General features: G+C 67.0%; 17 protein-coding genes. 11 read left to right on the top strand and 6 right to left on the bottom strand.

From position 1 onward, the window contains the following. Nucleotides 1-57 precede the first annotated feature (57 nt). The 8 genes from ACZLZY_RS01810 to ACZLZY_RS01775 all read left to right on the top strand — a co-directional run bounded on the left by ACZLZY_RS01810 (nt 58) and on the right by ACZLZY_RS01775 (nt 6,429). On the top strand, nt 58-258 hold the full coding sequence (locus ACZLZY_RS01810) for a hypothetical protein (RefSeq protein ID WP_472931702.1): 201 nt from the start codon (nt 58-60) through the stop codon (nt 256-258). 112 nt (nt 259-370) lie between these two features. Further along, nucleotides 371-829, top strand: coding sequence for an RrF2 family transcriptional regulator (locus ACZLZY_RS01805; RefSeq protein WP_472931701.1), 459 nt, complete (start codon nt 371-373; stop codon nt 827-829). A gap of 61 nt (nt 830-890) precedes the next feature. Beyond that, complete coding sequence (locus ACZLZY_RS01800) at nt 891-2,285, top strand: FAD/NAD(P)-binding protein (protein ID WP_472931700.1); 1,395 nt, start codon at nt 891-893, stop codon at nt 2,283-2,285. Nucleotides 2,286-2,429: 144 nt separating this feature from the next. Further along, nucleotides 2,430-3,059: an RBBP9/YdeN family alpha/beta hydrolase gene (locus tag ACZLZY_RS01795; protein WP_472931699.1), complete on the top strand. Its 630-nt coding sequence runs from the start codon at nt 2,430-2,432 to the stop codon at nt 3,057-3,059. A 71-nt stretch (nt 3,060-3,130) separates the two neighbouring features. Continuing rightward, the gene (locus tag ACZLZY_RS01790; protein ID WP_472931698.1) at nt 3,131-3,661 is read left to right on the top strand and encodes a flavin reductase family protein; all 531 of its coding nucleotides are present in this window, start codon (nt 3,131-3,133) and stop codon (nt 3,659-3,661) included. Nucleotides 3,662-3,780: 119 nt separating this feature from the next. After that, nucleotides 3,781-4,734, top strand: coding sequence for a sulfonate ABC transporter substrate-binding protein (locus ACZLZY_RS01785; protein WP_472931697.1), 954 nt, complete (start codon nt 3,781-3,783; stop codon nt 4,732-4,734). 87 nt (nt 4,735-4,821) lie between these two features. Further along, complete coding sequence (ssuC, locus tag ACZLZY_RS01780) at nt 4,822-5,583, top strand: aliphatic sulfonate ABC transporter permease SsuC (RefSeq protein WP_472931696.1); 762 nt, start codon at nt 4,822-4,824, stop codon at nt 5,581-5,583. Between the two features lie 27 nt (nt 5,584-5,610). Beyond that, nucleotides 5,611-6,429 carry an ATP-binding cassette domain-containing protein gene (locus ACZLZY_RS01775; protein ID WP_472931695.1) on the top strand — a complete coding sequence of 273 codons (819 nt, stop codon included), beginning with the start codon at nt 5,611-5,613 and terminating at the stop codon, nt 6,427-6,429. 43 nt (nt 6,430-6,472) lie between these two features. Here the strand turns inward: ACZLZY_RS01775 and ACZLZY_RS01770 are convergent, their stop codons facing one another. Together ACZLZY_RS01770 and ACZLZY_RS01765 are read right to left on the bottom strand one after the other, a co-directional pair. Next, nucleotides 6,473-7,303 carry a transglutaminase-like domain-containing protein gene (locus ACZLZY_RS01770; RefSeq protein ID WP_472931694.1) on the bottom strand — a complete coding sequence of 277 codons (831 nt, stop codon included), beginning with the start codon at nt 7,301-7,303 and terminating at the stop codon, nt 6,473-6,475. 148 nt (nt 7,304-7,451) lie between these two features. After that, the gene (locus tag ACZLZY_RS01765) at nt 7,452-8,633 is read right to left on the bottom strand and encodes an amidase (RefSeq protein WP_472931693.1); all 1,182 of its coding nucleotides are present in this window, start codon (nt 8,631-8,633) and stop codon (nt 7,452-7,454) included. Nucleotides 8,634-8,810: 177 nt separating this feature from the next. Here ACZLZY_RS01765 and ACZLZY_RS01760 point away from each other — a divergent pair, with 177 nt between their 5' ends. Both ACZLZY_RS01760 and ACZLZY_RS01755 read left to right on the top strand, forming a co-directional pair. Beyond that, nucleotides 8,811-10,028 carry an acyl-CoA dehydrogenase gene (locus tag ACZLZY_RS01760; protein ID WP_472931692.1) on the top strand — a complete coding sequence of 406 codons (1,218 nt, stop codon included), beginning with the start codon at nt 8,811-8,813 and terminating at the stop codon, nt 10,026-10,028. A 234-nt stretch (nt 10,029-10,262) separates the two neighbouring features. Continuing rightward, the gene (locus ACZLZY_RS01755; RefSeq protein ID WP_472931691.1) at nt 10,263-10,763 is read left to right on the top strand and encodes a DUF427 domain-containing protein; all 501 of its coding nucleotides are present in this window, start codon (nt 10,263-10,265) and stop codon (nt 10,761-10,763) included. 3 nt (nt 10,764-10,766) lie between these two features. Here ACZLZY_RS01755 and pncA read toward each other — a convergent pair whose 3' ends face one another. Both pncA and ACZLZY_RS01745 read right to left on the bottom strand, forming a co-directional pair. After that, nucleotides 10,767-11,399: a bifunctional nicotinamidase/pyrazinamidase gene (gene pncA / locus ACZLZY_RS01750; RefSeq protein WP_472931690.1), complete on the bottom strand. Its 633-nt coding sequence runs from the start codon at nt 11,397-11,399 to the stop codon at nt 10,767-10,769. Between the two features lie 75 nt (nt 11,400-11,474). After that, entirely contained in the window at nt 11,475-14,021 is a 2,547-nt protein-coding gene (locus ACZLZY_RS01745) for a hybrid sensor histidine kinase/response regulator (RefSeq protein ID WP_472931689.1), read from the bottom strand. A 246-nt stretch (nt 14,022-14,267) separates the two neighbouring features. Here ACZLZY_RS01745 and ACZLZY_RS01740 point away from each other — a divergent pair, with 246 nt between their 5' ends. Then, a complete protein-coding gene (locus ACZLZY_RS01740) occupies nt 14,268-15,011 on the top strand; it encodes a phosphatase PAP2 family protein (protein ID WP_472931688.1) in 744 nt (247 codons plus the stop codon). 27 nt (nt 15,012-15,038) lie between these two features. Here the strand turns inward: ACZLZY_RS01740 and ACZLZY_RS01735 are convergent, their stop codons facing one another. Beyond that, nucleotides 15,039-18,128 carry an efflux RND transporter permease subunit gene (locus ACZLZY_RS01735; RefSeq protein WP_472931686.1) on the bottom strand — a complete coding sequence of 1,030 codons (3,090 nt, stop codon included), beginning with the start codon at nt 18,126-18,128 and terminating at the stop codon, nt 15,039-15,041. Continuing rightward, nucleotides 18,125-19,375 carry an efflux RND transporter periplasmic adaptor subunit gene (locus tag ACZLZY_RS01730; protein WP_472931685.1) on the bottom strand — a complete coding sequence of 417 codons (1,251 nt, stop codon included), beginning with the start codon at nt 19,373-19,375 and terminating at the stop codon, nt 18,125-18,127. Before ACZLZY_RS01730 ends, ACZLZY_RS01735 begins: the two co-directional genes overlap by 4 nt. Nucleotides 19,376-19,641 lie beyond the last annotated feature (266 nt).

Genomic DNA, 19,641 nt, shown 5'->3' with positions numbered 1-19,641 from the left:
GCTTGACATAAAGCTACAAACGCGATGGACTAATCTCCAAATGGGAGACGACGTCCAATGCGAACAGCCCTCACCCATGCCCGCGACACGCTCGGCCTCATCGGCGCGGTCACGCTCATCCTCTACATCGTCGTCATGCCGCACCATCCCGACAGCGTGGGTTCCGGCGACGGCTTGCGGACGGCCGCGATCGACCAGGCAAAGCTGTTTCCGACAGAGAGCCAGCGTGTCGCAGCGATTCCGGAGGCGAGGCCATGACGGAATTTTCAACCCCGACATGCCATTTTACTGGGCATATCTTACCCCTTAATCTATACCGCCGCTCTATATCTCGACACCAGAGCGGCAGTGTGGAAGGCGCAGGCAGACGATGCTGACCATGAAGGGCAAGTATGGCCTGAAGGCCATGATGCATCTCGCGGCGGTTTCAGAGGGACGGCTGACGCTGTCGGACGAGATCGCCAAGAGCAACAACATCTCGAAGAAATTCCTCGACGCCATCCTCGGCGATCTTCGCAATGCCGGCTTTGTGCACGCCCGCAAGGGTCGAAACGGCGGCTATGCGCTCTCGCGACCGCCGGGCGAAATCCGGGTTGGCCACATCTTGCGGGTTCTCGACGGCCCCTTGGCGCCGATCTCCTGTGCCAGCCGAACGGCCTACCGGCGCTGCGACGACTGCAAGGACGAGAAGGCCTGCTCGGTGCGGCTGGTGATGCTCGAGGTGCGCAACGCCATCTCGGCCGTGCTGGACGAGAAGACGCTGTCGGAAATGCGCGACATGCCGGGCGACATCGACCTCGGCGCGGACGAACTGGCCGCTCTGGCCTGAGCGGTCCATTCGCCAGGACGCGACCAGCCGACCTGGACCGGTCCTGCGGGAGGGCCGCGGCATGACCGGCAAGCGCATCATCATCGTCGGCGGCGGCGCCAGCGGCGCGATTCTCGCCGCGCGGCTCCTCGGACGGGACGGCAGCCGCGTCAAGGTCGCGATCATCGAGCAACGGCCGGAGATCGGCCGTGGCATCGCCTACTCCACTCAGCAGCGCGACCACATCCTCAACACCCGCGCCGGCTCGATGAGCGCCTTCGCCGAGGACAGCGAGCATTTCTGGCGCTGGCTGATTGAGACCGGCGCGCCGGACGACCTCCGCTGCTCCGATCCGTTCTGCTTCGTCTCGCGCAGCCTCTATGGCCGCTACCTCGGCGATCTCCTGAAACCATGGCTGGCGGAGACCGGCGACGGCCGCCTGGAGATCGTCTCCGGTGAATGTACGGGTATCCGCACCACGGCGGGCGGTGTTGTCGTCGACCTCGCCGACAACACCAGCCATATCGGCCACGCCGCCGTGCTGGCGACCGGCCATGCCGTGCCAGGGTTTGCCGCCGGGAGCCCCTATATCGGCGCATGGTCGACGCCGGCCGAGGCCGGCATCGGGCCGGACGATCCCGTGCTGATCCTCGGCACCGGCCTGTCGATGGTCGATGCGGTGATCCAGCTTGCCAACGAGGGACACCGCGGCAAGATCACCGCGCTGTCGCGCCGGGGATTGCTGCCCCGCGTCCACAAGCGCAATACGCCGATCCGGATCGACGCCGCCGACGTGCCTTTCGGCACCGAGATTTCCTATCTGCTGCACTGGTTCCGGCAGACCGTTGTCTGGGCGAGCGAGCGCGGCGGCGACTGGCGGGACGTGGTCGACGGCATCCGCCCGCATACCGCCAAGCTCTGGCAGTCGCTGACGCCCGAGGCGAAGAAGCGTTTCCTGCGCCATGTCCGGACGTTCTGGGAGGTGCACCGCCACCGCCTGCCACCGGAGAGCGAGGTGAAGATCCGCGCGGCCGCGACGCGGGAGCGGCTCGACATCGTCACCGGCTACTTCCAGGGGGTCGAGACGACGGAGCGGGGCGTCGAGGTACGGTTTCGCCGTCGGGGCGCCGCAGTTGCCGAGACCTTGGCGGTCGGCAAGGTCATCGACTGCACCGGCATCCTGCGTGACGTCACCCAGCACCGCGAAGGCCTCATCGCCAGCCTGATCGAGCGCGGCCTTGCCCGACCGGATGCGCTGAAGATCGGGATTGACGTCGACGAGCAGTGCGCGGTGGTCAACCAGGCCGGTCAGGCCTCGCCGACCCTCTTCGCCGTCGGACCGGTGACGCGGGCACGGTTCTGGGAGGTCACCGCGATCCCCGACATCCGCCTGCAATGCGCAGCCTTGGCCGAGCGTCTCCACGCCGTGCTCCAGGACGCCCCGAGGACGGTCGCTCCGCTTTCCCTGCTCCGCTGAAAGGCGCAGGGAGATCGTCCGCGGAGCCGCAGAAGTTTATCTCATAAATCTATCAATATAGTATTTTGTTCTTTTCCAGCACCGACGGCGTCCCCTACCTTGCCTGCAGATCGAACGATGTTTCGGGACAAGGAGGACTGGCCGATGATCCATACGCTCATCATCCCCGGCTACCATGGGTCGCCGGCGGGACACTGGCAGCGGCACTGGGCCGCCGACAATCCGCTGGTCGAGATCGTCGAACAGGAGGACTTCGATCATCCGGTCCTCACCGACTGGCTGCATGTCCTCGAGATGCATCTGTCTTCCGCCCCGGGGGCGGTGCTGGTCGCCCATAGCCTTGGTTGCGCCCTTGTCGCCCACCTCGCCGGCCGCCCCTCGGCAGCCCACATCGGCGGAGCACTCCTGGTCGCGCCGGCCGATGCCGACGGGTTCGCCGGAGAGGATCTGGGCTTTGCAGACTTCGCGCCGCTGCCGACCGCTGCCTTGCCGTTTCCCTCGATCGTCGTGGCCAGCCGCAACGATCCGTTCATGACCTATTCGCGGGCAACAGCACTCGCCAAGCTCTGGGGCGCCGGCCTCGTCGACCTCGGGGAGGCCGGCCACATCAACGTCGCCAGCGGCTTCGGCCCCTGGCCCGACGGTGTGATCCTCGCAGAAGCCTTGCGCGGCCGTCAGACGCAGGCGCAGACCGCGCCTCTGCCACGCCCGTCCTTTCCGGAGGCCGCTTTCCTCGCCCGCCGCGAAGCCGCGACGCTCCGGCCGGCCGGGTAAGCCGAATCGGTACTGAGGCTCCGTCGATCCGGCGGGCCGCATCCCTTTCCACTTACGCATCCGGAGCCGCCATGTCCGCATCCGCCGTCCTCACCCGGCCCTCGCCGCCTCCCGCCCCGGAACGTGCCGGGCTGAAATCCGCCATGCGCCACCTCGTCGGCGGCGTTTCGGTGGTGACCGCCGGGCGCGGCGACAGCCGAACCGGGGCCACGGTGACATCCGCCCACTCACTGTCGATGGAGCCTGAAACCATGCTGGTGTCGATCAACCTCGCCTCCTCGACCTGGCCGGCCATTCGCGACGGCGGCCATTTCTGCGTCAACATCCTCGAGGCCGGCCAGCAGGAGATCGCGGACCGCTTTGCCGGGCGTGGCGGCCTGAAGGGCGCCGACCGCTACCAGGGCGCCGACTGGACCGTCCTCGAGACCGGTGCCCTGGCGCTGGACGGCGCCCTTGCCTCGATCGACTGCGAGGTCGAGCACATTGTCGAGCGACACAGCCATGCGCTGGTCTTCGGCCGGGTGCGCGCCGTCGTCACCGGGGACGGCGCAGCGCTCGTCTACAGCCATGGCCGCTACGGCGTTCACGCCGGCGCCGACTGATCCGCCCGGCCGGCGGGCTCCCGAACCGCCCGGCCCGCGGCGCGCCGTTCGCCATGTCCTCCCGACGGCGAGCGGCGCCTCTCCCCTTCACAGCCCCCCTCACAGCAAAGGAAACCCGGATGTCCCTCAGATCTCTCATCGTCGGCGCCGCCTCCCTGGCGCTCCTTGCCGCTTCGAGCCTTTCGGCGACCGCTGCCGACCTCAAGGAGTTCAATGTCGGCTTCCAGAAGAACGGCGTCCTCGTCGTGGCGCGCAACCAGCAGCTGATCGAGAAGGCGCTGGCCGACGAGGACATCAAGGTGAACTGGATCGAGTTCCAGTCGGGCCCGCCGCTGCTCGAGGCCATGAACGTCGGCTCGATCGACTTCGGCACCACCGGCGACTCGCCTATCATCTTCGCCCAAGCGGCGGGCGCCGATGTCGTCTACGCCGCGGCGCTCCCGTCGACGGGCCGCAACTCGGCCATTCTCGTGCAGAAGGACAGCCCGATCCAGTCAGTGGCAGACTTGAAGGGTAAGAAGCTGGCCTTCACCAAGGGCTCGAGTGCCCACAACGTCGCCGTTGCGGCGCTGGAAAGGGCAGGCCTCGGCTATGCCGACATAGAGCCCGTCTATCTCAGCCCCGCCGACGCCGGCGCTGCGTTCTCGACCGGCTCGGTCGACGCCTGGAGCATCTGGGACCCCTTCTATGCCGGCGCCGAGCTAAACTCAGACGCCCGCGTGCTGGCGGCGGGACCAGAGATCCTTGGCAAGACGAACTCCTTCTTCCTCGCCAATGGAAGCTTTGCCAAGGCGCATCCCGACGTGTTGCGGCAGGCGATCGGCGCGCTCGGCGAGGCCGGCAAGTGGGCGAACACGCACAAGGACGGCGTGGCCGAGGCATTGAGCGCGGCGACGGGCGTGCCGATCGAGATCCAGAAGCTGACCGCCGATCGCGGCGAGTTCACGGTGACACCGGTGACCGACGACATCGTCAAAACCCAGCAGGAGGTCGCAGACCGGTTCGCCAAGCTCGGCCTGATCCCCGCGCCGATCGCCGTGCGCGACATCGTGTGGACGGCGCCGCAGGGCTAAGCCCTGAAGCGCCCGGTTCGCCCCGTTTCGCAACCAGCCGCCCGCCCGCGCCAGCCGGCCGCGCGGGCGGCAGATGCAGGATCGACCATGACGAAGACGACCGACCGGGCGCTGCCCTTTCTCGTGCCGCTGGCCGTGCTCGCGGCGTGGCAGATCGCCAGCCAGACCGGCTACGTTCCGAAGAACGTCCTGCCGGCGCCGACGGCGGTGTTCGATGCCTTCATCCGCCTGGCCGAAAACGGGCAACTGGCCGAGCATATGAGGGTCAGCGTCGGACGCGCGCTCAGCGGGTTCCTCGTCGGCGGCGCCATCGGTTTCGCGCTCGGCCTTGCCAACGGGCTCTCGCGGATGTCGGAGACCGTCCTCGACACCTCGGTGCAGATGATCCGCAACATCCCGCACCTCGCGCTCATCCCGCTGGTCATCATCTGGTTCGGGATCGGCGAGGAGGCGAAGCTTTTCCTCGTCGCGCTCGGCGTGTTCTTCCCGGTCTACGTCAATACCTTTCATGGCATCCGCTCGGTCGACCCGCAGCTGATCGAGATGGCCCGGGTCTATGGCGCTGGACCGGGCGAGCTTTTTGCGCGGGTCATCCTGCCGGGCGCCTTGCCGTCGATCCTCGTCGGCGTGCGTTTCGCGCTCGGTATCATGTGGCTGACGCTGATCGTCGCCGAGACGATCTCGGCCTCTTCCGGCCTCGGCTACATGGCGATGCAGGCACGCGAGTTCATGCAGCTCGACGTCGTGATCCTCGCCATCCTGATCTACGCCGCCCTCGGCAAGCTCGCCGACAGTGTGGTGCGCCTCGCCGAGCGGCGGGCGCTCTCCTGGAACCCGGCCTACCGCTAACCCCCGCAACATCCCGGAGGACCCGACATGGACGCTGCCTTCTTCCCACCGCTACTGCGCTTTGCCCGCGACGAGACCCTCGCCCAGCCGGTGACGGTGTCGCGCTCTATGGGTGCCACCGTGAGCGTGCGCGGCCTCTCCAAGCGCTATGGGGACAAGACGGTGCTGGACGGCATCGATCTCGACATCCGGCCGGGCGAGTTCCTGGCGATCGTCGGGCGATCGGGCTGCGGCAAGTCTACGCTGCTGCGGCTGCTGATGGGGCTGGAACAGCCGGACGACGGCCGGATCGAGATCGCCGGAAAGCCTGCCGTGACGGCCGCACGGGCGACGGGGCGTTTCCTGTTTCAGGAACCGCGCCTGCTGCCCTGGCAGCGGATTGTCGACAATGTCGCCCTCGGCACCGACAGCCAGCTGCCGCGCGCGGCCAGGCGCAAGCTTGCCGCTACCGCCCTGGAGGAGGTCGGGCTCGGCGACCGCGGTGGCGAATGGCCTTCCGTCCTGTCGGGCGGTCAGCGGCAGCGCGTGGCGCTGGCGCGCGCGCTGGTGAGCCACCCCGGCTTCCTCGCGCTCGACGAGCCGCTTGGCGCCCTCGACGCGCTGACCCGGATCGACATGCAGCGCTTTCTCGAGCGCGTCTGGCGGAATCAAGGGTTTACCGCCGTGCTGGTGACGCACGATGTCTCGGAGGCGGTGACGCTCGCGGACCGCATCGTGCTGATCGAGGACGGCCAGATCGCCCTCGATATGCGGGTGCCCCTCGCCCGCCCGCGGCAGCGCGGCACGCCGAAGTTCGGAGCCTTGGAGGCAAGGGTGCTGGACAAACTGCTCGAACGCGCCGCTTGAGGCAGCGCGTCCGCTGATGTGCTGATCCGCCTTTGCGGTACGGCTACTGCGCCGCGATGGCGGATGCCGGCTGGATCTCGTCGGTGATGACGTCGAAGCGAGAGAGGTTCGACGGGCCGAAGCTCGTCGACAGCGCCACGTCGGTCGCGTCGCGGCCGATCGCCATCAGGATGCGGCCGATGCGCGGCGTGTTGTGGCGGGCGTCGAACGTGTACCAGTGCCCGCCGAGATAGACCTCGAACCAGGCACTGAAATCCATCGGCGACGGCACCGCGGGGACGCCGATGTCACCGAGGTAGCCGGTGCAGTAGCGCGCCGGAATGTTCATGCAGCGGCAAAGTGTTACGGCAAGGTGCGAAAAATCACGGCAGACGCCGAAGCGGCCGGTGTGGCCGTCATGCGCGCTGCGGGTAGCATCGGCCTTCTGGTAATCGAAGGTGATGTGGTTGTGGACGTAGTCGCAGATCGCCTGCACGCGGCCCCAGCCGAAAGGCGTGTGGCCGAAATTCTGCCAGGCGAAGTTCGCGAGCTTGTCGGTGTCGCAGTAGCGGCTGCCGAGGAGGTAGACCAGGACATCGTCCGGCAAATCCTTGATGTCGTGCTGCACCGCATCCCAGGCCTGCACGTCCGGAAGCCCGGTATCGTAGATCTCGAACTCGGTCGAGATGGTGGTGACGCCGGGCTGCATGACGATGCGGCTGCAGGCATTGCCGAAACCGTCGGTGTAGTCCCAGGCCTCGATCGGCCGGTCGAAGCTCAGCACCTGGTCGGTCAGGAGGTCGACGCGGCGCGAGGGATGAATGTTCAGCACCAGCAGCATCGGGGTGGGCTGCCAAACCTCGTAGGCGACGTGGAACCCTGCGCGTATCTTCATGCCACTCCCCGCGTGCAAGCTTTCAGGACGAAGGTTAACCCGTCACCCGTCCCCAAATGCAAGTGCCATGCCATCGGTTTCACGGACTTGGGAATATTGCCCAAAGGTGGCGGTTACGGTGCCCGTCCCTGGTGGGAGCGACAGCAGATCAACCGTTGGCGTCAGGCCAAAGGTTGGCGGCGAGCGCGAGCAGCGCGCGATCTGAGCCGCGCGGCCCGATGAGCGAAATGCCGAGCGGACCGCCATCGAGCATGCCGGCAGGCGCGACGACCTGCGGCAGTCCGGCCAGCCCCGCGACCGACAGCAAGGTCATGGCGCCGATGCGGAAGCTCTCGTTCACCTCCGGCGAGGCGACAAGCGGCACCGGCGCATCGGCCACCGCCGGCGCGAGCAGCACCCCGTCCTGGCCGAGACAAGCGTCCATGGCGGCGCGAAAGCGGCTGCGGGCGCGGTCCGCGGCCGCTTCCTGGTCGGCATCGATCGTGCGGGCAAGTGCCAGGCGCTCGCTGACCGGACCGCCCATGTACCAGTTCCGCCCTTCCAGCCAGGGATCGATCTGCCGGACGATCTCCCGCGATTGCAAAATGCGAAAGGCATCGAACACCTGATGCGCCGGCATGTCGCCGAAGACGTCGACGGGCTCGGTGCGCACCTGTCCTGACGCCGAACCGAGAAGCGCCATGGCGTCGGGCCCCAGCCGGGCGAACATGTCGGTCGCCCGCAGCAGCCGCGGAACGGACGAGAGCGGCGCCGGGTCGTCGCCAAGGAGGACGTCGCCAACCCGCAGCAGCGTGGCCCCATCGCGGGCGAAGAAGCCGAGGGTATCGAAGCTCGGCGCCAGCGTCATGCAGCCCTCAAGCGAGATCCGCCCTTGCGTCGGGCGAAAGCCCCAGAGGCCGCAGAAGCTCGCGGGCGCCCGCACCGAACCGCCGGTGTCGGTGCCGATGGCGAAGTCGACCAGCCCAGCTGCGACCGCCGCTGCCGAGCCCGAGGACGAGCCACCGGGAATGCGGCCCGGCGCTTTGGTGTTCACCGGCGTGCCGAAATGCGGATTGGCGCCGAACAGCGAATAGGCGATCTCGTCGGTCTGCGTCTTGCCGGCGAACACCGCACCGGCGTCGAGCAGGCGCTGGATCGACGGCGCGGTCACCGCTTTGATGCCGCTGGACGCCAGGATCGAGGGATTGCCGCAACCGGTCGGGTAGCCCGCGACGTCGAACAGATCCTTCACCCCGAGGCGGAGACCTTTCAGGGGACCGTCGGCAGCAGCAGCGACGGCCACCGGCGGATAGGGGAGGAAGGCGCGAACGGGATCGTGATCGAGCAGCATCGGGCAGTCCTTCAGGCGTTTCGGTGCGGCAGCAGCAAGTGCTGCAGGCTTATAGCCTTCGCGACGGCAGGCCGCCATCGACGGCGCCGTTCGATGAGGACTGGACCGGCCGCCCCCAGCGGTCATAATGCGGCGACGGCGTCCGCCAGCGGATGCAGGATGGATAAGGCAGCAATCATGAGCCACGCGACCACGAGCGAGAGCCGGCAACCCGAACCCGCCCGCTTCGACTGGACCGACCCTTTCCGCCTCGACGACCAGTTGAGCGACGACGAGCGGATGATCTTTGAGACCGCCTGCGCCTATGCCGAAGAAAAGCTGCGGCCGCGCGTCGTCGACGCCTATCGCGACGAGACCTTCGACCGCGCGATCTTCAACGAGATGGGCGAACTTGGCCTGCTCGGCGTGACGCTGCCGGAGGAGTACGGCTGCGCAGAGGCCTCCTATGTCTCCTACGGCCTCGTCGCCCGCGCGGTCGAACGCGTGGATTCAGGCTACCGGTCGATGATGTCGGTGCAGTCCTCGCTGGTGATGTACCCGATCTACGCCTATGGCGACGCCACCCAGCGCCAGAAATACCTCCCGAAGCTTGCCTCCGGCGAATGGATCGGCTGCTTCGGCCTGACCGAGCCCGAGGCGGGCTCCGACCCCGGCGGCATGACGACGCGCGCCGAGAAGGTCGCCGACGGCTACCGGCTCACCGGCGCCAAGATGTGGATCTCGAATTCCCCCGTCGCCGACGTCTTCGTCGTCTGGGCGAAGTCAGCAGCGCATGACGATCAGATCCGCGGTTTTATCCTCGAAAAGGGGATGGCCGGCCTCTCGGCGCCAAAGATCACCGGCAAGCTGTCGCTGCGCGCCTCGATCACCGGTGAAATCGTCATGGATGGCGTGATCGTGCCGGAGGAGAACCTCCTGCCCAACGTCTCCGGCCTCAAGGGGCCGTTCGGCTGCCTCAACCGCGCCCGCTACGGCATTTCCTGGGGCACGATGGGTGCCGCCGAGGATTGCTGGCAGCGCGCCCGCGACTACACGATGGAACGCCGCCAGTTCGGCCGGCCCCTCGCCGCCACCCAGCTGATCCAGAAGAAGCTCGCCGACATGCAGACCGAGATCGCGCTCGGACTGCAAGGATCGCTGCGCGTCGGGCGGCTGTTCGACGAGGGCAAGATGGCGCCGGAGATGATCAGCCTCGTCAAGCGCAACAATTGCGGCAAGGCGCTCGACATTGCCCGGCAGGCGCGGGACATGCACGGCGGCAACGGCATCATGGGCGAGTATCACGTGATCCGCCATTCGCAGAACCTCGAGACGGTGAACACCTATGAGGGCACGCACGACGTCCATGCGCTGATCCTCGGCCGCGCGCAGACCGGGCTGCAGGCGTTTTTCTAGCGCCTGCCGACGCCGTGGCCCGTCCGGACGGTTCGAACCGCGGGGGTTGGATTGGCAGAGGACATCGGCATTCCCGCCGGTGGTCCGGCTCGGAAACCAGCGTCGGATCAACTGCGTGGAGCCGAATGCTGACCCGGCGATTCAGCCTCCCTAACGACCCGTCAAGCGATCAGTTCGGGGTGATTGCGGGAAAGGCATCTCGCCCTTGGGCGCCACGACGCCCATAATGCCCGCATGTTCAAACACCCGCAAAGAGACACCCCCGCCCCCGGCCAGGAAAGCGTGTGGGACTTCCCGCGACCGGCCCGGATCGAGCCGGTCGGCTTCCACCTCCGCGTGGTCTTCTCGGGCCAGACGATCGCCGAGACCCGGCGGGGCATGCGGGCGATCGAGACCAGCCATCCGCCATCCTATTATTTCCCGCCGGAAGACGTGGATACCGCGCTACTGGTGCCGGCGTCGACACGGACACTTTGCGAGTGGAAAGGCGGCGCCTCCTACCACGACATCGTCGTCGGCGGGCGAACTGCGCAGGACGCGGCGTGGTCCTATCCGCGCCCGACCCCGGACTTCCTCGCCGTCGCCGGCTGGTTCGCCTTTTACCCTGGCCGCGTCGATGCCTGCTTCGTCGACGGTGAGACCGTGACGCCGCAGGCGGGCGACTTCTACGGCGGCTGGATTACGCGCCATGTAGCCGGCCCGTTCAAGGGACCGCCGGGCACGCGGGGCTGGTAGACGTCAGCGGTGGATGTCGGCAGAAGTTGCGAGCACAACGCCAGCCTGCGTCATCTCGGCCATCGCCCGCGCCAGCGATCCCTCGACATCGATGGCCCGGCAGGCATCCTCGATGAGCACGACCTCGAAACCTGCGGCACGGGCATCGAGCGCCGTCCAGGCGACGCAAAAGTCGGTCGCGAGGCCAGCGAGAAAGAGGCGGCCAATGCCGCGCTCGCGGAGATACGCCCCGAGACCTGTTTGCGTTGCGCGGTCGGCTTCCATCAGGCCGGAATAGCTGTCGACATCGCCATGGAAACCCTTGCGAACGATCGCCTGGGCACCGCGGAGATCGAGCCGGGGGTGGAACTCGGCGCCGGCGCTGCCCTGGATGCAGTGGTCCGGCCAGAGCACCTGAACGCCATAGGGCAGCGTGATGGTGTCGAAAGGCCGGCGGCGATGCGTCGAGGCGAAGGAGATATGGCCGGGCGGATGCCAGTCCTGCGTCATCGCAATGTTGCCGAAGCGCGGCGCGAGGGCGTTGATGACCGCCACGACCGCATCGCCGTCGCTGACCGCCAGTGCACCGCCGGAGCAGAAATCGTTCTGCGCGTCGATAACAACCAAGGCGTCGCGGGCGTTCTCAAGCTCGATCACATCGTCTCTCCTTCAGGGTGACGGACCCTCCCGCCGACCTTGGACCCACCATCACGCCAAAGGCCTACCGGCGGGTCAGCGCCCCGTTCCATCGAGCGCCTGGCGGACAGCCTTATCCAATTCGCCGGAGCCATAGGGCTTCTGCAGCACCACTGCATCGCCCGCATTCGCAACCTTCGCGTCACCGGTGGCGAAGACGACGGCAATGCCCGGGCGGAGCTGCCGCGCGCGATCGGCCAGTTGCGGGCCGGACATGCCGGGAAGGTTCACATCGGTGACGAGAACGTCGATCGCCGTCGTCTGCAGCGCCGCGATCGCATCTTCCGCATTGTCGGCCTCGACGACGACATGGCCCGCATCATGCAGCATGTCGGCGGAGTTCATCCGGATCAGCGCATCGTCCTCGACGAGGAGGATCGTCCGCGGGGTGAACTGGCGTGGGGCTTCTTCGAGCGCTGGCGCTTGGCCGGCCTGCGGGTCGGCCTTCTGCTCGCGGAGCGACAGCACGTGCCGCACCTTCCGAGCCAACGCTTCCCGCGAGTAGGGTTTCGACAGGAGTTCCACGCCGGCGTCGAGCCGCCCGCCGTGCACGATCGAGTTCTCGGTGTATCCCGAGGTGAACAGCACGGCGATGTCCGGCAGGCGCTCCTTGGCCCGCCGGGCGAGTTCCGTCGACTTCAGCGCCCCCGGCATGACCACGTCGGTGAACAGGAGATCGATCGGAATGCCGCTCTCGACGACGCTGAGCCCGGACTGGGCGTCCACGGCCTTGAGGACGCGGTAGCCAAGATCGGTCAGCATCTCGACGACGGTCGCGCGCACCGCCTCGTCGTCCTCGACCACCAAGACCGTCTCGGCTCCGCCGATCACTCGGTCCGAAGACAGCTTCACCTCGATGTCCTCGGCCGCCTGCGCCCGCGGGAGATAGAGCCGGATGGTGGTGCCATGGCCCACTTCGGAATAAATCTTGATGTGGCCGCCGGACTGCTTGACGAAGCCGTAGACCATGGAGAGCCCAAGGCCTGAGCCCTTGCCCTCGGTCTTGGTCGAGAAGAACGGCTCGAACACCTTGTCGATGATCTCCGGCGCCATGCCGCAGCCGGTATCGGTGACCGCCATCATCACATACTGGCCGGCGACGACCTCGAGATGCGAGCGGGCATAGGCATCGTCCAGGCTGACATTGCCGAGCTCGATGGTCAGCTTGCCCTCTCCGTCCATGGCGTCGCGGGCATTGATCGCAAGGTTCAAAAGCGCGTTCTCGATCTGGTGCGGATCGATGAACGTGTTCCACAAGCCACCGCCAGCGACCGTCTCGATCTCGATGCTCTCGCCAATCGCCCGGCGCAGCATGTCGTCCATGTCCCGCACCAGGCGGGTAACGTTGACGACTTTCGGCTCCAGCGCCTGCCGCCTCCCGAAGGCGAGCAACTGGCCGGCAAGGCGGGCGCCACGCTCGACGCCGGCGAGTGCATTCTGCACCCGGCGCTCGGCCGGCTCGTTGCCGCGGATGTCCCTTTCCAGCAGCTGCAGATTGCCGGAGACGACCTGCAGCAGGTTGTTGAAGTCGTGCGCGACGCCGCCGGTCAGCTTGCCGATCGTCTCCATCCGCTGTGCTTGCGCCAGCGCTACCTCAGCCTGCCGCCGCTCCTCAATCACCGCGGCGACCCGGCTCTCGAGGTTCTCGTTCAGTTGGCGCAACTGCTCCTCGACAATCGCGCGCTGGCGGACGCTCTGCTGCAGTTCCTCGGCATGCCGGCGCAACTGCTCCTCATTGCGCTTGCGGGCGTCGACGTCGAACGCGAGGACATGAATGCCCTCGACGGAGCCGTCCGCCGCGATCCGTGGGATATAGCGGATCTCGGCCATCGACCGCGAACCGTCCGGGCGGGGAATCCAGCCGTCCGACACGATCATCTCTCCGGCCAAGGCGCGGGCCTGCAGCGGCTGGCGCTCGAAATAGGCCTCGTCGCCGAGAATGACCCGCGCATGGCGCCCAATGATGTCGGCCGGATCGAGCCCCAGCCACTCACGGTAGTGATTGTTGGCGAAGCGGTAGATCAGATTGCGGTCGACGAAGGCGACCAGAATGGGCAGGGAATCGGTGATGGTCCGCAGCTCGGCCTCGCGGCGGGCCAGTTCGCGCTGCGCGGACACGGCGACCGTCGTCTCGAGCACCGTGCAGAGGACGCCGCCGATCTCGCCGTCATCCTGCCGGATCGGGGTGTAGAACAGGTCGAAGGTCGCCTCTTCGCGGATGCCATTCCGGTTGAGGACGAGGGTCTGCTCGCGAAAGGCCTGCACCTCGCCGCGAAAGCCCGCCGCCAGCACCTGCCTGTTCCAGTCCCAGATCTCCGGCCAGATCGTATCCACCGCACCGCCGAAGGCGAGCGGGTGTTTCCCGCCGGCGATGATGCGGTAGCTGTCATTGTAGAGCATTGTGTGGTCCGGCCCCCACATCAGCACTTTCGGTATCGGGGAATTAACGACGACATCGGCAACGGAGCGCAATACCGGCGACCAGTCATCGAGGCGGCCGAGCGAGGTGCTGGACCAATCGAAGGTTCTGACAAGCTCGCCAGCTTCTCCGCCATCGACAGGCCATTGCTGCTTCGCTGCCATCTGTTCCGCCACGTCTTCCGGTCGCTAGACCGACCCCAGGGATCGCCTCTTCCACGATGCAAAACTCGCATCGCGCAGCCTCACGCGTATGTTCAGTGCCAGAAACTAAGTCAACGAAAAGGATCAAACGAAACCGTACAATCCCGGCTCGGAACGGACCGTCGTACGGGCCGACGATTTTACCACGACTTCCCTCGCCCCTGCCCTATCCTTGTTGTCCGAAACGGCGGCAATCAAGGAAAACTCATGCGCCTCACTCCCCGCGACCTGCTGCAGTGGACCGGTCGACACGTCGAGGCATGGACGCTTCTGCGCCTCGTGCTCGTCGCCCTCGGCGTCTGGGGATTTGCGGCGATCGCCGAAGAGGTGATGGAAGGCGGGACGCATGCCTTCGACACCTGGCTGCTTCTGGCGCTGCGCGACGCGGCCAACCCGCAGAACCCCTACGGGCCGGGCTGGCTGCAGGAGATGTTCCGCGACTTCACGGCCCTCGGCGGTGTCGGCATCCTGACGCTGATCACCATCGCCGTCTCCGGCTTCCTGTGGATGCAAGGCAATCGCCGCTCGATGGTGTTGGTCATCACCGCGATCTTCAGCGGCTTTATCATGTCCTCGCTGTTGAAGCGCGGCTTCGACCGGCCAAGGCCCGACCTCGTGCCGCACGGCTCGATCACCTACACGGCAAGCTTTCCAAGTGGCCATGCCATGTTGTCGGCCGTCGTCTACCTGACGCTCGCCGTCCTCGTCGCCCGCGTCCAGCCGCAACGCGGGATGAAGATCTACCTCCTCTCCGTAGCGGCTCTGTTGACATTGATGATCGGCGTCAGCCGGGTCTACCTCGGCGTCCACTGGCCGACGGACGTGCTGGCCGGCTGGGCCGCCGGCGCCAGCTGGGCCCTCTTGTGGTGGGTCATCGCCACCTGGCTGGAAACCCGCGGCGTCGTCGAAAGCGAGAAGACGGAAGACGACGCCCCGTCTTCCCGGGCCTAAGCGCCCTTTTCTGCAAGTGCCTGCCCGCTACTCGCCGGGCTGCGCGACGCCGCGGTCGGCAGCCGTCGGCGGATTGACCAAACGCGTCAAAACGCGCTTCAGCCGATCGCCGAACCCTTCCATCAGGCTGTGGAGGCTCGGGATGAAGACCAGCGAAAGCATGGTCGAGACGATAAGGCCGCCGATCACCGCGACGGCCATCGGCGAGCGGAACTCGCCGCCCTCGCCGATGCCCATGGCGGAGGGCACCATGCCGGCGATCATCGCGATGGTGGTCATCACGATGGGCCGGGCGCGCTTGTGGGCTGCATCGAGCGTTGCCTCGCGGCGCGGCACGCCGGCGCGCTCCTGCATCACCGCGAACTCGACCAGCATGATCGCGTTCTTGGTGACGATGCCCATCAGCATCAGGAAGCCGATGACCACCGGCAGGCTGATCGCATCATTGGCAAGGTAAAGCGCGACGATGGCGCCGCCGACCGATAGCGGCAGCGACAGGAGGATCGTCGTTGGCGTCAGGAAGCCGCCGAACAGCAGCACCAGCACCGCATAGACCATCAGCACGCCGGCGCCGAGCGCAAGGCCGAAGGACGAGAAAACGTCCTGCATCACCTCCGCGTCGCCCGAGCTCTGGATGTAGACGCCGGGCGGCGGGTTGGCGGCGAGCGGAAGGGCGTAGATGGCGGCGACCGACTCGCCGAGCGGCATCCCCGCCGGCAGGTCAGCCCCGATGGTGACACGGGCGCTGCGGTCGTAGCGCTCGAGCTTGGTCGGGCCGTCGGCGAGCGCGATTGTGGCGACGACGCCGAGCGGCACGCTGCCGCCGCCCGTGCGCGGGACCATCTGGTTGCTGAGGTTCGAGAGGTCGCGGCGGGCGTCGTCGTTCAGCCGAACCATGATCGGCACCTGCCGGTCACCGCGGTTGAACTTCGCCAGCCGCGCCTCGACGTCGCCGATGGTGGCGACGCGGATGGTTTCGGCGATGGCATTGGCGGTGACGCCGAGCTCGGCCGCGACGTCGCCTTTCGGCGTGATCTGGATTTCCGGGCGCATCAGCGAGGCGCCGGAGGTGACGTTCTTCACCGAACCCAGAGCGGAGATGGCGTCGACGAGATCGCGGGCATAGGCGTCGACCTTGCCCTGATCCTCGCCGAGGATGGAAAGGACGATGGCGCGCTGGCCGCCATCATTGGCGAAATAGGTGCGGATGTCGGGAATGCCGGCGATGGCCTCCTCGATCTTCGCCTCGATCTGGTATTTACCGAGGCTGCGCTCGGCCTTCGGCACGTAATAAAGGCTGATGACGGCCTGCGTCGGATCGGCGACGGAGCCGCCACCCGGACCGTTGCCGCCGGTGATGAGGACGTCGGCGACCTCGGGAATGGCCTGCAGCTTCTCGGCGATCGCCGCCGTGACACGCATGTTGTCCTCGACCTGCGATCCCGGCGGCAGCTCGACCGACAGTGACGAGCGGCCATTGTCCTCCTCAGGGATGAAACCGGTCGGCAGCAACGTCGCCGACCAGATCGACACGGCGAAGAAGGCAAGACCCAGCCCGAGCGTGATCCACCGCCAGCGCAGCGTCCAGCGCAGGATGCGGAGGTAGTTCCGCATGATGAAGCCGTCGGGCCGCTGGCCATGGCCGCGGTCCTTCAGGAAGTAGGCGGTCATCATCGGCGTGAGGAACCGCGCGACGGCGAGCGAGAACAGCACGGCGATGGCGACGGTCAGTCCGAACTGGCGGAAATACTGGCCGGCAATGCCGGACATGAACGACACCGGCGCGAAGACCGCGACGATGGTCGAGGAGATCGCCACCACCGTCAGCCCGATCTCGTCGGCCGCCTCCATCGAGGCTTTGTAGGGCGACTTGCCCATCGCCATGTGCCGCTCGATGTTCTCGATCTCGACGATGGCGTCGTCGACGAGGATGCCGGTGACGAGCGTCACCGCGAGCAGGCTGATGCCGTTCAACGAGAAGTCGAGGACCCACATCATGAAGAAGGTCGGGATCACCGACAGCGGCAAGGCGACACCGGCGATCAGCGTCGCCCGCCAGTCGCGCAGGAACAGGAAGACCACCACGACGGCGAGCGCTGCGCCCTCGTAGAGCGTGTCCATGGTCTGCTCGTAATTGCCGCGGGTGTAGACCGAGACGTCGTCGATCTTGGCGAAGGTGACCTCGGGATAGAGCGCCTTCAGCTTCTCGACCGCCGCATAGGCGCTGTCGGCCGCCTCGGTGTCGGAACCACCGGTCGAGCGCAGGATCTGGAAGGCGACGATCGGCTCGCCATCGAAACTCGCATAGGACCGGATCTCGGCACCGCCGTCATTGATGCGGCCGATCTGATCGAGCCGAACCGACCGCCCTTCCGACAGCACGATGGGAAGCGCAGCGAGATCGGCGACCGATAGCGAGGAGCCGAGGGCGCGGATCGAGAACTCGCGGCTGCCGAGATCGCCGCGGCCGCTGCCGAGATTGATGTTGGTGGCAGAGAGCTGCTGGCTGACCTCGGCCGCGGTGATGCCGAGGGAGGCGAGCCGCGCCGGATCGAGATCGACATTGATCTGCTCGTCGATGCCGCCGACGCGGCGCACGTCGCCGACGGAGTTCAGCCCCTGCAGCTCGCGCGCCACGTCGTCGTCGACGAAATGCGAGAGCTCGGCAATGGTCCGGTTGGGATCGGTGACGGAGTAGGTGACGATTGGCAGGCCGGTGACGTCGAGGCGCTGGACAATCGGCTCCTCGACCGAGGCCGGCAGGTCCGAGCGCACGCGGGTGACGGCATCCTTCACGTCGTTCAGCGCCCGCTGCGAATCCGACTCGAGGTCGAACTCGACCGTCGTCGACAGCGTCGAATCGGTCGCGACCGTGGTGATGTGCTTGACGCCCGAGACGCTGGTGATCGAGTTCTCGATCGGCTGGCCGACCTGGGTCATGATCTCCGACGGCGCCGATCCGGGCTGGGCGACGCTGACGATGATGATCGGGATGTCGATGTTCGGGAAGTTGGTGATCGGCAGCCGGAGGAAGCCGACAATGCCGATGGCCAGAAGCGCCAGGAAGATGGCGATCGGCGGAACCGGATGGCGGATCGACCAGGCCGAGAAGTTCACTGGGCCACCGCCTTGCCGCTGCCGGCGACATCGCCCCGCGCCATCTCCTCGGGCTTCGGCTCCGGCGCCCCGGAGATGGGCGCCGTAACCGGCCTGATCTTCATCCCATTGCGGAAGAACGGCCCCGACTTCGCGACCACGGTCTCGCCCGCCGCAAGGCCCTTGGCGATCTCGACCAGATCGTTCTCGACGATCCCGGTCGACACCACCCGCACCTCGATGACACCGGCCGCATCGACGACCTGGACCGTGTCGCCGGCGCTGCTCGGCACCACCGCCGACAGCGGTACGGTGACGGCATCGCGCGCGGCCGTGGTGACAACGGCACTCGCAAAGATGCCGATCGGCAGGCCGCGATCATCGTCGACGCTGATCTTGACGCTGCCGAGCCGGGTTTTCGGATCGACGTTCGGCGAGAGCAGGCGGACGGTGCCGAGGCGGTTCTCGAAGCCGGACAGCCGCAACGTCGCCTTCTGGCCGGGCTTCACCTGGCCTAGCGCCGTCTCGATGATCTGGCCGTCGAACTCGATCTCGCCGTCTTGGATCAGCGTGAACATCGCCGCCGTTTCCATGCCGGCGTTCTGCCCGACATTGGCCGCGCGGGTGGCGATGACGCCGGCGACCGGCGCCACGACCTCGGTGCGCGCCAGCTGCAGCGCCAGCGCCTCGCGCCGCGCCCGGATCTGCTCCAGCTGGGCGGTGGCGGTGGTCAGCGCATCGCGCGCCGCCTGCAGCGAGGCGGTGGCCCCGGCAAATGTCGCCTCGGCGTCGTCGAGGGTCGAACGCGCGCCGGCGCCATTGGCGAGCAGCTTGCGCGCGCGTTCGAGGATGCTGGTCGCCTGCACCAGCGTCGCCTGCTGACCTTCGATCTGGCTGCCGTTCTGGGCGATGGTGGCGCGGGCCGCATCAATCTCGGCATCGGTCTGGCGAAGCTGCGACTCCAGCGGCGCGCGGTCTAGACGTACCAGCACCTCGCCCTTCGCGACGGTATCGCCGACGTCGGCCGTGACCTCGATAATCTGGTAGCCAGTGACCTGCGGCATCACCGACACCGTCTCGCGGGCGACGAGCGAGCCGTTGATCGGCACGGTCTGGGTGAGCCTTGCCATGGACGAGGTGACGACCGTGGCGGCGGGGAGACGGACCGTGCGCTGCACAGGGGCTGTCGCCTCGTCGGCGAGAACTGACCGGACTGGAGCGAGTGCCAGCAGGAGCAGGAAAGCGGCACTCGGGTATCGCATCGTCATCGTGGTCCAGTTTCCCCCCGCCCGTCGACCGGTGTCGGTCTTGGCGCGCAACGCACTTCTACCACGCGATCGTGGCGAGAAAGGTTGGTCGCCGCAGCGTCATTCGCGCGTGCCTGCCGAGGGTGCACGCTAGCATCTGCAGGCCGCGCGTGAAACGCCCTGTACCTTCAGGTGACAAAGTACCGCTGCGTCTTCCCATCCCTCCACCCGGCGAAAAGCTCGCCCGGCAAAGGAAAGGGCCCGGCACCTCGTCTTGAGGTCCGGGC

The organism is Mesocryomonas lacus (assembly GCF_055730135.2).
Note: the sequence above shows the minus strand (reverse complement) of the source record. Positions and strands in the feature narration are given on the sequence as shown.